The organism is Clostridium sp. (assembly GCF_051278035.1).
Lineage (GTDB): Bacteria > Bacillota > Clostridia > Clostridiales > Clostridiaceae > Clostridium_AD.
In genome coordinates this window covers 1-13,825 of record NZ_JBNMNU010000003.1, presented here as the reverse complement: position 1 = coordinate 13,825, position 13,825 = coordinate 1, and the positions used below count along the sequence as shown (strand labels likewise).

The window sequence follows — 13,825 nt, the reverse complement described above, 5'->3', positions numbered from 1 at the left end:
ATAATATTTATAATGGACAAAATGAGGTGATGGATAAATGAATATTAATTTTGGTTTGAATTTAATTCAAGAGCAAAAACTAATAATGACACAAGAAATGCAATTGTCTGTTAAACTTCTTCAAATGTCTTCATATGAGTTAGGGCAATATGTGGATAAAGAGATGCAAGAGAATCCGGTACTTGAGGAAAAACAGATTCAAAATAATAAAAATGATGTAAAGGATTTTAAAGAAATAATCAAGTACCTTGATCAGGATGACTATAAAGGGAAAAATTACGGTGTAAAAATCGAAAAAGAAGAAATATCACCTTTTTATTATATTGCCCAGGAAAAATCTCTTAAAGATTATCTTAAAGAGCAAATAGGATTAATAACTGGTGAAACCAATATAATTAATATTTGCAAATATATGGTTGAAAATCTAGATGCAAAGGGATATTTATCTGTGAATTTATCTGATATATGCAATGAAATGGCAATAACAAGAGAAAATGCTGAAAATGCACTTGAAATTCTTCAATCTTTAGACCCACAAGGAATTGGAGCTAGGGATTTAAAAGAATGCCTTAGAATTCAATTGTATATCCTGGGTAATGATGATGAAAATATTTATAAAATTGTAGATGATTATTTAGAGCTACTCTCAGAAAATAAATATACCGATATAGCAAAATTACTAAAAGTTACCACTCTACAGGTTCAAAAATATGCAGATATTATTAAAAATTTAGAGCCTAAGCCATCTAGAGGATTTTATACTGGTGAGACTGTTAAATATATTACACCAGATGCCTACATTAATAAGATAGATAATCAATATTTTATTTCTATGAATGAAGATCTGCTTCCTAAATTAAATATAAATTCACTATATAAAGAAATTATTAAAGATGAAAAAGATGTGGAAGCTGTAGAATACGTAAAAGATAAACTTAATAGCGCAATGTTTCTTATCAAAAGCATTGAACAAAGGAAAAATACAGTGTACAGGGTTCTAGAACAAATTTTATCAGTTCAAAAGGAGTATTTTGATATTGGGGAAGAATATTTAAAACCAATGACACTGAGGATTATTGCAAGTAATTTGGAAATGCATGAATCTACCATAAGCCGTGCAATTAGAGAAAAATATGTTAGTGTAAATAATGGTAAAATTATAAAAATAAAAGATTTATTCACTAATGGAATAGCTTCGGCTGTAGGTGGCGATGATATATCTACAATTAACATTAAAGCCTCTATTAAAGAAATGGTAAATAATGAACTGAAAAAGAAACCGCTATCAGACCAAATCATTTGTAATCGATTAAATGCAGAAGGGATGAATATTTCAAGAAGAACTGTAGCAAAATATAGAGAAGAACTTGCAATTAAAAGCTCAAGTAAACGAAAAAGATTTTAAAAAAAGCATATACAATGGTTTTGTTAACAAAATGTTAATATATTTTTTCAAATACTAATTTAAAAAAGTTAGTATTTGAGTTATACTATAGGTGGGAGCAAAAATTGTATGCTGGGACTCAGAAAGTCCAGAGAGGTGTTTAAGTGCAAGAGATATTAAAATTACAGCAAAAGGTAGTGCCAGAATTAATAGAAGTTTTACAAAAACGGTATAACATACTAAGGACCATATATTATAATCAACCTGTAGGACGAAGAATCCTTGCAAGTAATTTGTGTATAGGGGAAAGAATAGTAAGAAATGAAATAAATTTTTTGAAGTCTCAGAATTTAATTGAGATTAATGCATCAGGTATGTTTGTGACAACAGATGGAGAAGAAATAATAAGTAAGTTAAAAGATTTTATTCGCGAAATTAAAGGGTTGTCTAAAATTGAGGGATTTATTGAGAAGCATTTAAAGCTTTCACAAGTTATAGTTGTTCCCGGGAATGTAGAAATTGATAAAAGTGTACTTAAAGAACTGGGTAAGGCAGCTGCTAGTTATGCAACAGGGATTATAAAAGATAATACTATAATTGCATTAACAGGTGGATCAACAGTAAAAGAAGTTGTAGAAAATTTTCCGAAGATAAACAAATATAATAATATTTTAGTTCTTCCGGCTAGAGGCGGTATGTCTAGAGATGTTGAAATTGAGGCTAATACCTTAGTTGCAAGGCTTGCAAACAAAATTTCTGGTAATTATGAATTACTTCATGTACCTGATAATTTGAGTAATGGTGCACTGGAAACTATATTAAATGAAAAAGGCATAAAGGACATAATAAGTAAAATTAAAAATTCTGAGGTGCTTATTTATGGTATTGGTATTGCTAAGGATATGGCTAACAAAAGAGGTTTATCAGAAGATATTATAAGTGATTTGGAAAAACTTGGAGCAGTAGGAGAAGCTTTTGGCCATTACTTTGACGAATCAGGAAAAATAGTTTATTCCACACCTACCATCGGTGTGAAAAACGAAGATATTAAAAATATCAAAATTCTAATTGCAGTAGCAGGTGGAAAAAGTAAAGCCAGAGCTATTATTGCAACTGAAATTAATGCATCAAGTACAGTTCTTATAATTGATGAGTCGGCTGCAGAAGAAATTATAAATATTATTGAGAAAAGAGAGTAAACTATATAATGCTTTGATTTTAAAAGAGTTATATATTTACATATAATTATTTTTAAAAAAATTAGGAGGTTTTGTCAATATGATAAAAGTAGGTATTAATGGATTTGGAAGAATAGGAAGAAACGTATTTAAAGCACTAGTTGCAAACTACGGTACAGAATTACAGGTAGTAGGAATCAATGACTTAACAGATGCTGCAACATTAGGACATCTGTTAAAATATGATTCACTTTATGGTAAGTTTAACGGAACTGTAGTAGCTAAAGAAAATTCAATAGTTGTTAATGAAAATGAAATTAAAATATTTGCAGAAAAAGAACCAAAAAACATTGATTGGAGTTCTCTTGGAGCAGAAATAGTAATAGAATGTACAGGATTCTTTACAGATGCTACTAAAGCAAACGCTCACGTTTCTGGAACAGTTAAAAAAGTAATTATATCCGCACCAGCTAAAAATGAAGATATAACAATAGTTTTGGGTGTTAATGAAGAAAAATATGATGCTGCAAAACATAACATAATATCAAATGCTTCATGTACTACTAACTGTTTAGCACCTTTTGCTAAAGTTTTAGATCAAGAGTTTGGAATAGTTAAAGGTCTAATGACTACAATTCATTCATATACTGGAGATCAAAGATTATTAGACGCTCCACACAATGACATGAGACGTGCTAGAGCAGCAACTGTATCAATGATTCCAACTACTACAGGAGCAGCAAAAGCTGTGGCTTTAGTATTACCACAATTAAAAGGAAAATTAAACGGATTCTCATTAAGAGTTCCAACTCCAACAGTTTCATGTACTGATTTAGTTTGTGAACTTTCAAAAAATATTACTGCTGAGCAAGTAAATGCAGCATTTAAGAAGGCTTCTGAAACTACAATGAAAGGGATTCTTGGATACTCTGAAGAACCATTAGTTTCCATTGATTACAGAGGAGATGAAAGATCTTCTATAATTGATGCAATGTCAACTATGGTTATTGGAGATAACATGGTTAAAGTTGTTTCTTGGTATGATAACGAATGGGGTTATTCAAATAGATTAGCGGACTTAACTAAATTTGTTGCAGACAAATTATAAAATTCAATTTTTTTTTCATAAAATTTAATTTTACTATAAAACTGTAAATATAATATGGAGGTCTGGTTTTATAGTTACTCTATGGAACCAGGCCTTTTTAAATATAACATTACATTATATTAGAATATAATGTAATGTTTACCACTAGAATTTCTCGGATTTAGTATAATATTATTATAAGCGTAAACCGTTTTATATCATAAAACATATGAGAGGAGAATGTGTATGCAATTAAATAAAAAAACAATAGAAGATATCGAGGTTAAAGGCAAAAAGGTTTTAGTGAGATGTGATTTTAATGTGCCATTAAAAGATGGGGAAATTACAGATGTAAATAGGCTAGTAGGTGCAATGCCTACCATAAACTATTTAGTTAATCATGGTGCAAAAATCATTTTATGTTCACACCTTGGAAAACCAGGTGGAGAGGCAAAAGCTGAGCTTTCACTAGCGCCAGTTGCTAAGAAATTAACTAAAATGTTAGGGAAAGAAGTAGTTTTTGCCGCAGATCCAAATGTAGTAAGTGATAGTGTTAAATCATCCGTATCAAAAATGAAAGACGGAGATGTTTTACTATTAGAAAATACAAGATATAGAAGTGAAGAAACTAAAAATAGTGAAAAATTCTCTAAAGAGTTAGCGTCCCTTGCAGATATATTTGTAAATGATGCATTTGGATCAGCTCATAGAGCTCATTGCTCTACAGTTGGAGTAACGCAGTTTATTGAGACTTCAGTATGTGGATATTTAATTCAAAAGGAATTAAAATTCTTAGGTGAAGCAGTAGATCATCCTGTTAGACCATTCGTTGCAATTTTAGGTGGAGCTAAGGTTTCAGACAAAATAGATGTTATTGCTAATTTACTTGAAAAAGTAGATACTTTAATTATTGGTGGAGGAATGGCTTATACATTCTTAAAGGCCGGTGGTTACTCTATAGGAAGTTCACTAGTTGAAGAAGACAAGGTAGAATATGCTAAAGATATGATGCAAAGAGCAGAGGCAAAGGGCGTTAAATTTTTAATACCAGTGGATCATATTGTAGCAGATAGATTTTCATCTGAGGCAGAGCCAATAACTACTAAAGATCAAAATATTCCAGATGGGTATATGGGACTTGATATTGGACCAAAGACTTCTGAAATATTTAAAGGTGCTATAAGTATAGCTAAAACTATCGTTTGGAATGGACCAATGGGAGTATTTGAATTCGTTAATTTTGCGAAGGGTACTACTTCTGTAGCGGAGGCTATGTCAAAAGTCGATGGAACTACTGTAATCGGTGGTGGAGATAGCGCAGCTGCTGTTAATCAACTAGGATTTGGAGAAAAGATGACTCATGTATCTACAGGTGGTGGAGCATCCCTTGAATTCTTAGAAGGTAAACTTCTACCAGGAATTGAAGCACTTACAAATAAATAAATAAATAAATATAATATTGGGAGGGGTTACAATGAGAAAAGGTATAATTGCAGGAAATTGGAAAATGAACAAAACTGTAGCTGATGCTATAAGTTTAATGGAAGGAATAAAGCCGCTTGTTAAAGATGCAACATGTGATGTTGTTGTTTGTCCTACATTTTTATGTTTAGATGCAGTAATAAAAGCAGCTAAGGGAACAAATATAAAAGTAGGAGCTCAAAACATGCATTACGAAGAAAGCGGAGCTTTTACAGGTGAAGTTTCACCAGGGATGCTAAAAGACATGGGCGTTGATTATGTTATAATAGGACATAGTGAAAGAAGACAGTATTTCAATGAGACTGATGCAAGTGTAAATAAAAAGCTTAAGGCTGCTTATAATCATAATATAGCACCGATCCTTTGCATAGGAGAAACTCTTAAAGACAGAGAAGGAAATATTACAGAAAGAGTGCTTGAAAATCAAATAAAATTAGATTTAGATGGACTTACAAAACTACAAGTAGAAAACTTAGTTATGGCTTATGAACCAATTTGGGCTATAGGTACTGGTAAAACTGCAACTGCAGATCAGGCTAATGAAACAATTGGTTTTATTAGAAGAGTAGTTGGAGCTATGTTTGGTACAGATGTATCAAAAAAACTTAGAATTCAATATGGCGGTTCAGTTAAACCATCAACTATAAGTGAACAAATGGGTAAATCAGATATTGATGGTGGATTAATTGGAGGAGCTAGCCTCAAAGCAGAAGATTTTGCAGGTATAGTAAACTATTAAAAAATTTTAGTAAACCGACCTACATTAGAGAGTGGACCCACAATAGTGGGTTAACCCGCTGGTGTGGGTTGTTTATAACATATGGATAGATAGCTATATGTAATGTTTATAAGGAACAATGGGTGGGAGGACAAAAATGCAAAAGAAACCAGTAATGTTAATGATTTTAGATGGATTTGGAATGTCAAATAATATAGATGGGAATGCAGTGATTGCAGCAAATAAACCCAACTATGACAGTATAATAAAAAAATATCCAAGCACAAAATTAAGAGCAAGTGGACTTGACGTAGGACTACCAGAAGGTCAAATGGGAAATTCAGAAGTTGGTCATTTAAACATAGGTGCTGGTAGAGTTATATATCAAGAGCTTACAAGGATAACAAAAGAAATTGCTGAAGGAAACTTCTTCAAAAATACTGTTTTTACTGAGGCTATAGATAAAGCTATAGAGTCAAATTCTTCGATTCATCTTTTAGGATTATTATCTGATGGAGGGGTTCACTCTCATATTGATCATTTAAAGGCACTTATAAAGCTTGCTAAGGATAAAGGCGCTAAGAATGTTTATGTTCATGCTTTTTTGGATGGAAGAGATGTTCAACCGGGTTCAGCACTAAATTATATATCAGAACTTGAAGAATATATGAATGAAATAGGGATAGGTAAAATTGCTACTGTGTCTGGTAGATACTATGCTATGGATAGAGACAAGAGATGGGAGAGGGTAGAACTTGCTTATAATGCTATTGTCTTATCTAAGGGTGAAGAGAATTCATCAGCAATAGAAGCAGTTAAAAGTGCTTACCACGATAACAAGACGGATGAATTTGTTCTTCCAACTGTTATTATGGAAAATGGTAAGCCTGTGGCAGCTATAAAAAATAAGGATAGTGTAATATTCTTTAATTTTAGACCAGATAGAGCAAGAGAAATAACTCGTGCAATAAATGATAGAGAATTTCTTGGGTTTGAAAGAGAAGCACTAAACTTAAATTATGTGTGCATGACACAATATGATGTAACAATGGAAGATGTAACTGTAGCATATACATCAGATAAATATAAAAATACGCTAGGGGAATACGTTAGTAGCATAGGCAAAAAACAGTTAAGGATAGCTGAAACTGAAAAATATGCTCATGTGACTTTCTTTTTCAATGGTGGTGTTGAGGCTCCAAATACTAATGAAGATAGAGCTCTTATACCATCACCTAAAGTAGCCACCTATGATATGCAACCTGAAATGAGTGCATATTTAGTTACTGAAGAGTTATTGCAAAGGCTTGACTTAGATGAATATGACATGATCATACTTAACTATGCTAATCCAGATATGGTAGGACATACAGGAGTTTTTGAAGCGGCTAAAAAGGCTATAGAAACAGTAGATGAATGTCTTGGGAAAATTGTTGAAAGTGTTCTAGGCAAGGATGGAACTGTATTTATAACTGCAGACCATGGTAACGCGGAGCAGATGATCGACTTTTCCTCAGGCAAACCTATGACAGCACATACTACGAATTTAGTGCCATTTACGTATGTTTCAAACCATGGTAAAGGACTAAAGGAAACTGGCATATTAGCCGATATTGCTCCAACTATTCTAGATGCTATGGAGGTTCCTGCACCTAAGGAAATGACAGGGCAATCACTAATAACACAAAGTTTACACAAATAGGGTTATTTTAATTTAACTTAGGAAATAATAACAAAGAAAAAAAATTTGGAGGTATGAAGTTATGAAAAATTATATTGAAATTATTGATGTATTTGCAAGACAAATATTGGATTCGAGAGCATTCCCAACTATTGAGGTTGAAGTTACACTAGAAGATGGTACAATGACAAGAGCATCAGTGCCATCAGGTGCATCTACTGGTATATTTGAAGCAGTTGAACTTAGAGATGGAGACAAAGATATATATAATGGAAAAGGTGTTTTAAAAGCTGTTGATAATGTAAACAATGAAATAGCTGATGAAATAATTGGAATGAATGTATATGATCAAGTAGCTATAGATAAAGCAATGATAGCTCTTGATGGAACAGACAACAAGGGTAAACTTGGAGCTAATGCAATGCTTGGAGTATCACTAGCTTGCGCTAGAGCGGCTGCAGAATCATTAGGACTTGGATTATACCAATACATTGGTGGAGTGAATGCTAAGGTTCTACCAGTTCCAATGATGAATATTATAAATGGTGGAAGTCATGCTGATAATAATGTAGACTTACAAGAGTTTATGGTTATGCCAGTGGGAGCAACTTCTTTTAGCCAAGCGCTACAAATGAGTGCAGAAGTTTATCATTCATTAAAATCATTATTAAAAGTTAAAGGGTTATCAACTGGTGTTGGTGATGAGGGTGGATTTGCTCCAGATTTATCATCAAACGAAGAAGCTATAAAAATTATAGTGGAAGCGATAGAAAAAGCGGGATATGCTCCAGGAAAAGATATGTTTATAGCTCTTGACCCGGCAGCTTCTGAATTCTTTGAAGATGGAAAATATAATTTAGCTTCTGAAGGAAGAAAATTAACTCCAGAGCAAATGGCCGATTACTATGTAGAACTAGTAAACAAATATCCAATTATATCTATTGAAGATGGAATGGCTGAAGAAGATTGGGATGGTTGGAAATACTTAACTGATAAAATTGGAGATAGAGTTCAATTAGTTGGAGATGACTTATTTGTAACAAACACTAACAGATTAAAAATGGGACTTGAGAAGAAAGTTGCAAATTCAATTCTTATAAAATTAAACCAAATAGGTACAATAACTGAAACATTAAATGCTATAGAAATGGCTGAGAGAGCTGGATTTACTGCAGTAGTTTCGCATAGATCAGGAGAAACTGAAGATTCATTTATAGCAGACCTCGTTGTAGCTGTGAATGCAGGACAAATTAAAACTGGTGCTCCAGCTAGAGGAGAAAGAGTTGCTAAATATAACCAGCTATTAAGAATAGAAGAAGAATTAGAGGAAGCAGCTGAATATAGAGGCATGAAAGCATTTTATAACATCAACAAATAGTGAGTTTTATTAAGGGTATAGTTTCCATAGACTATACTCTTATATTATATTTGTAGTACTATGGAATTCTTAGTGAAATTGTGTTAAACTTAATTGAATAAATAGGGGGTGTACATATGCATAATTTTTTAATGGTTTTAGAGGTTTTATCTTCAATTGTTATAATTGTATCAGTTATGATGCAACCAAGTAAATCAGATGGCTTAAGTGGCCTTGTAGGAGGAGGCGGCGGAGCTTCTGAATCTCATTTCTCGAAAAACAAAACAAAAACATTGGAATCTGTAATGGTAAAAGTTACAACAGTTGCAGCAGTATTTTTTGGTATAACTACAGTGATGTTAAATTTAATTAAATAATATAATTATCTAACTCATAATAAAATAGATATTTTAAAATACACCGCAGTTTATTTAAAAAAATTTAATAAACTGCATTTTTTTTATTTATTTAAATTCTAATGGTATAAAGGTAATATAAATGATAAAATTGTATAAAGTAATCTATGTTATTAGAGGTGAAAGATGATGAGTGAATATAGGTCTAAACTACAAAGTAAGGATATGGATTTTCTTTTTGAGGGAATCTTAAGTCTTCAAACAAAAGAAGAGTGCTATAGGTTTTTTGAGGATATATGTACTATAAATGAAATTAAAGCATTTGAACAAAGATTACAAGTTGCAAAGATGCTAGCAGAAAAAAGGACATACTTGGACATAGCAAGTACTACTGGGGCTAGTACGGCCACTATAAGTAGGATAAACAGATCACTTAATTATGGTAGTGATGGATATAAGCTTATATTAGGACGTTTGAAGTAGATCAAATAATATATTTATTATCATATGATTACAAATTGTGATAAAAAGAGACTGTTAACATATATTCACTCAACTTAACTATTATTAAGCGAGTGGGCATAAATTAACTGTCTCTTTTTTATAAATTGTTTAAGTTCTCAAAATTTGTGATATAATTATAGGTATGTTTGTAGTTAAATAGTAGTAATGCTAAATGTAGTTAGTATTACTATAATATATAAGGAGTGGTTTCATGGATTTACAAAGTTTGTTAAATAAAGAGCAATGCGAGGCTGCAATAACAGTTGAGGGACCGCTTTTAATACTAGCCGGTGCAGGATCTGGAAAAACCAGAGTTTTAACTTATAGAATTACTCATATGATACAAGATTTAAATATATATCCATCGCAAATTTTAGCTATAACTTTTACTAATAAAGCAGCTGGTGAAATGAAGGATAGGGTACGTTCGCTTGTAGGAAATATAGCAGATAATATGTGGATTTCTACCTTTCATTCTAGTTGTGTTAGAATTCTTAGGCGTGAGATAGATAAACTAGGATATAATAAAAATTTTACTATTTATGATAGCTATGATCAAAAAAGTTTGGTTAAACAGTGTACAAAGGAACTTAATATAAATGAAAAAGATTTAACAGATTCAGAAATTTTAAATAAGATATCAAATGCTAAAAATGAACTTATTTCTCCAGAGAGATATAAAAAAGAAAACGAACATGATTTCAGAAAAAATAAAGTCGCTGATGTTTATCTTCTTTATCAAAAAAAGATAAAAGCTAATAATGCGCTCGATTTTGATGATTTAATTTTTAAAGCAGTAGAACTTCTTAAAAATAATAAAGAGGTTTTGGACTTCTATCACTCTAAATTCAAGTATATTATGGTGGATGAATACCAAGATACTAATAAAGCACAATATGAGCTCGTAAAGTTATTAGTAGATAAAAATGAAAATATATGTGTAGTGGGGGATGATGACCAGTGCATCTATGCCTGGAGAGGAGCGGATGTTACTAATATCTTAGATTTTGAACAGGATTATCCAACGGCAAAGGTGGTTAAGCTTGAGCAAAATTATAGATCCAAAGGAAATATACTTATGGCAGCTAATGAAGTCATAAAAAACAATTCCCAGAGAAAAGATAAAGCCCTAAGGACTGAAAAAGATCTTGGAGAAAAAATAAATCTATATAGAGCTTTTTCAGATAGAGACGAAGCCAATTTTGTGGCAAATCAGATTAAAACGATTATGAAAGAAGAAAATAGAAGCTATAAGGATTTTGCAATCTTATATAGGATGAACTCCCAATCTCGTATTTTTGAGGAAAGTTTCAGGAAAAATTTAATTCCCTATAAAATAGTAGGGGGATTGAAGTTTTACGATAGAAAAGAAATAAAAGATATAATGGCATATTTAAAAGTTATTAATAATCCACTTGATGATATTGCTTTAAAAAGGATTATAAACGTACCTAAAAGAAATATAGGTGATGCAACTATAGAGAAGGTTCAAGATTTTGCAACTAGTATAGACCAATGTTTGTATAGTGCAGTTTTAGATGTGGATACAATACCAACACTTACAACTAGAAATATATCATCTATAACTAAGTTTGTTAGCATTATGAATAGTTTTATGGCTAAAAACGAAGAGGTGCCTGTGTCTGAACTTATTAAGTCTATTTTAAATGATACAGGATATTTAAAACACTTAGAAAAATCCAAGGAACCAGAGGATGAGAGCAGGGTACAAAATATAAAGGAGTTAGTATCAGATGCAGTAGAATTTGAAAAAACTTCAGAAGATAAATCACTATTAACTTTCCTAGAAGGAGTTAGTTTAGGTTCAACAACTGATGACCCAGATGAAACCTCCGAGACTGCGGGAATGATGACGGTACATAGTGCCAAAGGGTTAGAATTTCCGATAGTATTTATGGTAGGTATGGAAAATGGCTTATTCCCAGGTATGTCTTCTATAAATAACCCTACTGAAATGGAAGAATCAAGGCGTCTATGTTATGTTGCTATAACAAGAGCGGAAGAGAAGCTTTATATAAGCTCAGCTGAGAGCAGAATGGTGTTTGGAAGAATTGTCGGGTATCAACCTTCTGATTTTATAAGTGAAATCTCTCCAAATTTAAAAGAAATTGTTGTGGGAGCTAATAATAGGTCTGTGGAGGTATTAAGAAGAAAGAAAACGAAGGCTGCACCAGCGTATAATCCTCATGGCCTTTTAAGTCATCCTGGCACAGAAAATAAAACATATGTAAATGATTACCTTTCCGTTACTACGCAAGAAAATAGTTTAGGGCAGAAAAGCGAAGGTGATATAAATAACACAGCTACTGTAGGTAGAAAAGTTAGGCATAGTAAATTTGGAATAGGGACCATTGTGTCAATTTCAAATTCTAGTGGTGATGCATTAGTTTCAATAGCTTTTGATAATATGGGAATTAAAAAATTGGTATTAAATAAAGCACCTATAGAAATGTTATAGGCAATGTTGGGTAGAATAACTAGTGAATGCACTAGTTATTTTATTTGGTATAGTGAAAATTTGTAATGGAAAGGAGAAAGGCTAATTATTGGAAGGCCTATTAATTTATATGAAGGTAGAAGATAGAATTAAGGAAATTAAAAAGGTAATTAAATTTCACAGTGATAGGTATAACAACGAAGATATTTCAGAGATAACAGATTATGAATACGACACATTAATGCTTTCGCTTAAAGAAATAGAAAGTGAACGCCCAGAACTTATCACCTTAGATTCCCCAACTCAAACAGTGGGGGGAGTCGCTAAAAGAAAAGCTGGAGTACTCGTAAAACATAATGTCCCAATGCTCAGTTTGCAAGACGTATTTTCAAAAGAAGATGTGTATTCTTATATAAATAAAATGATTGAAGAACTTAATGATCCAACCTTTGTTGTTGAACTTAAAATAGATGGCTTATCAATGTCCCTGCGTTATGTTGATGGTAAATTAACAGTAGCTGTGACTAGAGGGGATGGAATAATTCAAGGTGAGGATGTTACCGAAAATGCTAAAGTAATTGCAGACGTTGTAAAAAAACTTAAAGATCCTGTTCCTTACCTTGAAATTCGTGGTGAAGTATATATGGCGAGTGAAGCCTTTAATAAGGTCAATGAACAGCAAGAATTATTAGAAAAAAAGGTATTTGCCAATCCAAGGAACTGTGCTGCAGGAACACTCAGACAGTTGGATAGTAAAATAATAAAGGAAAGAGGACTATCTCTATTTATTTTTAATGTTCAGGATGCCAAAGGAATTGAATTTAAGTCTCATATCGAAAGTTATGAATGGTTAAAAAAGCAGGGAGTAAAAGTTATTGAGAATTATGTAAAGTGCAAAACGGCTGATGAAGTGTGGAATGCTATACAATATATAGGTGAGCAAAGGGGAAGCTTAGGGTACGATATTGATGGAGTTGTTATAAAAATTGATAACCTTAAAGATAGAAAAGCCCTTGGAAACACCTCGAAAGCACCTAAATGGGCTGTAGCCTATAAATTTCCTCCAGAAGAAAAAGAAACAAAATTAATTGATATTGAAGTATCAGTAGGAAGAACCGGAAGAATTACTCCTACAGCAATATTCGAACCAATTCGTTTATGCGGAACATCAGTATCCAGAGCAATTCTTCACAACCAAGATTTTATCGATGATTTAGATATAAGAATTGGAGATATAATTGTTGTATATAAATCAGGAGAAATTATACCTAAAGTAAAGTCTGTAGTGAAAGAAAAACGTACTGGAAAATTGGATAGATTTAACATACCTGGAATTTGTCCGGTATGTGGGACGCCAACAGTACGTGAAAAAGATACGGCCGATATTAAATGTACTAACCCTAGTTGTTTGGCGCAATTAGAAAGACACATGATTAATTTTGTTGGGCGAAATGCTATGGATATAAAAGGTTTTGGGGAAGCGTATATTAAGGAACTTATACGCAGTGGATATATCAAAAATATTGCGGATGTATATTCATTGTTTAATTACCGAGAGGAACTTATAGAACAAGGGATAATAGGAAAAGAAAAGAATACAGATAAACTACTCCAAGCTAT

Annotated in this window: 11 protein-coding genes; all 11 read left to right on the top strand. The window is 32.2% G+C overall.

The genetic code is table 11. The features are described 5' to 3' along the window. Positions 1 to 43: 43 nt before the first annotated feature. Positions 44 to 1,405 carry an RNA polymerase factor sigma-54 gene (gene rpoN / locus ACJAX4_RS01080; RefSeq protein WP_435787656.1) on the top strand — a complete coding sequence of 454 codons (1,362 nt, stop codon included), beginning with the start codon at positions 44 to 46 and terminating at the stop codon, positions 1,403 to 1,405. A gap of 143 nt (positions 1,406 to 1,548) precedes the next feature. Next, positions 1,549 to 2,583: a sugar-binding transcriptional regulator gene (locus ACJAX4_RS01075; RefSeq protein ID WP_435787599.1), complete on the top strand. Its 1,035-nt coding sequence runs from the start codon at positions 1,549 to 1,551 to the stop codon at positions 2,581 to 2,583. Between the two features lie 79 nt (positions 2,584 to 2,662). Continuing rightward, complete coding sequence (gene gap / locus ACJAX4_RS01070; protein ID WP_435787598.1) at positions 2,663 to 3,670, top strand: type I glyceraldehyde-3-phosphate dehydrogenase; 1,008 nt, start codon at positions 2,663 to 2,665, stop codon at positions 3,668 to 3,670. A 225-nt stretch (positions 3,671 to 3,895) separates the two neighbouring features. Beyond that, positions 3,896 to 5,092, top strand: a complete 1,197-nt coding sequence (locus ACJAX4_RS01065) for a phosphoglycerate kinase (RefSeq protein ID WP_435787597.1) — start codon at positions 3,896 to 3,898, stop codon at positions 5,090 to 5,092. Between the two features lie 31 nt (positions 5,093 to 5,123). Beyond that, the gene (tpiA, locus tag ACJAX4_RS01060) at positions 5,124 to 5,870 is read left to right on the top strand and encodes a triose-phosphate isomerase (RefSeq protein WP_435787596.1); all 747 of its coding nucleotides are present in this window, start codon (positions 5,124 to 5,126) and stop codon (positions 5,868 to 5,870) included. Positions 5,871 to 6,006: 136 nt separating this feature from the next. Then, the gene (gene gpmI / locus ACJAX4_RS01055) at positions 6,007 to 7,551 is read left to right on the top strand and encodes a 2,3-bisphosphoglycerate-independent phosphoglycerate mutase (protein ID WP_435787595.1); all 1,545 of its coding nucleotides are present in this window, start codon (positions 6,007 to 6,009) and stop codon (positions 7,549 to 7,551) included. A 61-nt stretch (positions 7,552 to 7,612) separates the two neighbouring features. Continuing rightward, positions 7,613 to 8,908, top strand: a complete 1,296-nt coding sequence (eno, locus tag ACJAX4_RS01050; protein WP_435787594.1) for a phosphopyruvate hydratase — start codon at positions 7,613 to 7,615, stop codon at positions 8,906 to 8,908. A gap of 116 nt (positions 8,909 to 9,024) precedes the next feature. Further along, positions 9,025 to 9,264, top strand: a complete 240-nt coding sequence (gene secG, locus ACJAX4_RS01045; protein ID WP_435787593.1) for a preprotein translocase subunit SecG — start codon at positions 9,025 to 9,027, stop codon at positions 9,262 to 9,264. A gap of 168 nt (positions 9,265 to 9,432) precedes the next feature. Beyond that, on the top strand, positions 9,433 to 9,726 hold the full coding sequence (locus tag ACJAX4_RS01040) for a YerC/YecD family TrpR-related protein (protein WP_435787655.1): 294 nt from the start codon (positions 9,433 to 9,435) through the stop codon (positions 9,724 to 9,726). Positions 9,727 to 9,958: 232 nt separating this feature from the next. Beyond that, entirely contained in the window at positions 9,959 to 12,226 is a 2,268-nt protein-coding gene (gene pcrA / locus ACJAX4_RS01035; RefSeq protein WP_435787592.1) for a DNA helicase PcrA, read from the top strand. 109 nt (positions 12,227 to 12,335) lie between these two features. Then, a partial coding sequence (gene ligA / locus ACJAX4_RS01030) for an NAD-dependent DNA ligase LigA (RefSeq protein ID WP_435787591.1) occupies positions 12,336 to 13,825 on the top strand: 1,490 nt, incomplete at its 3' end.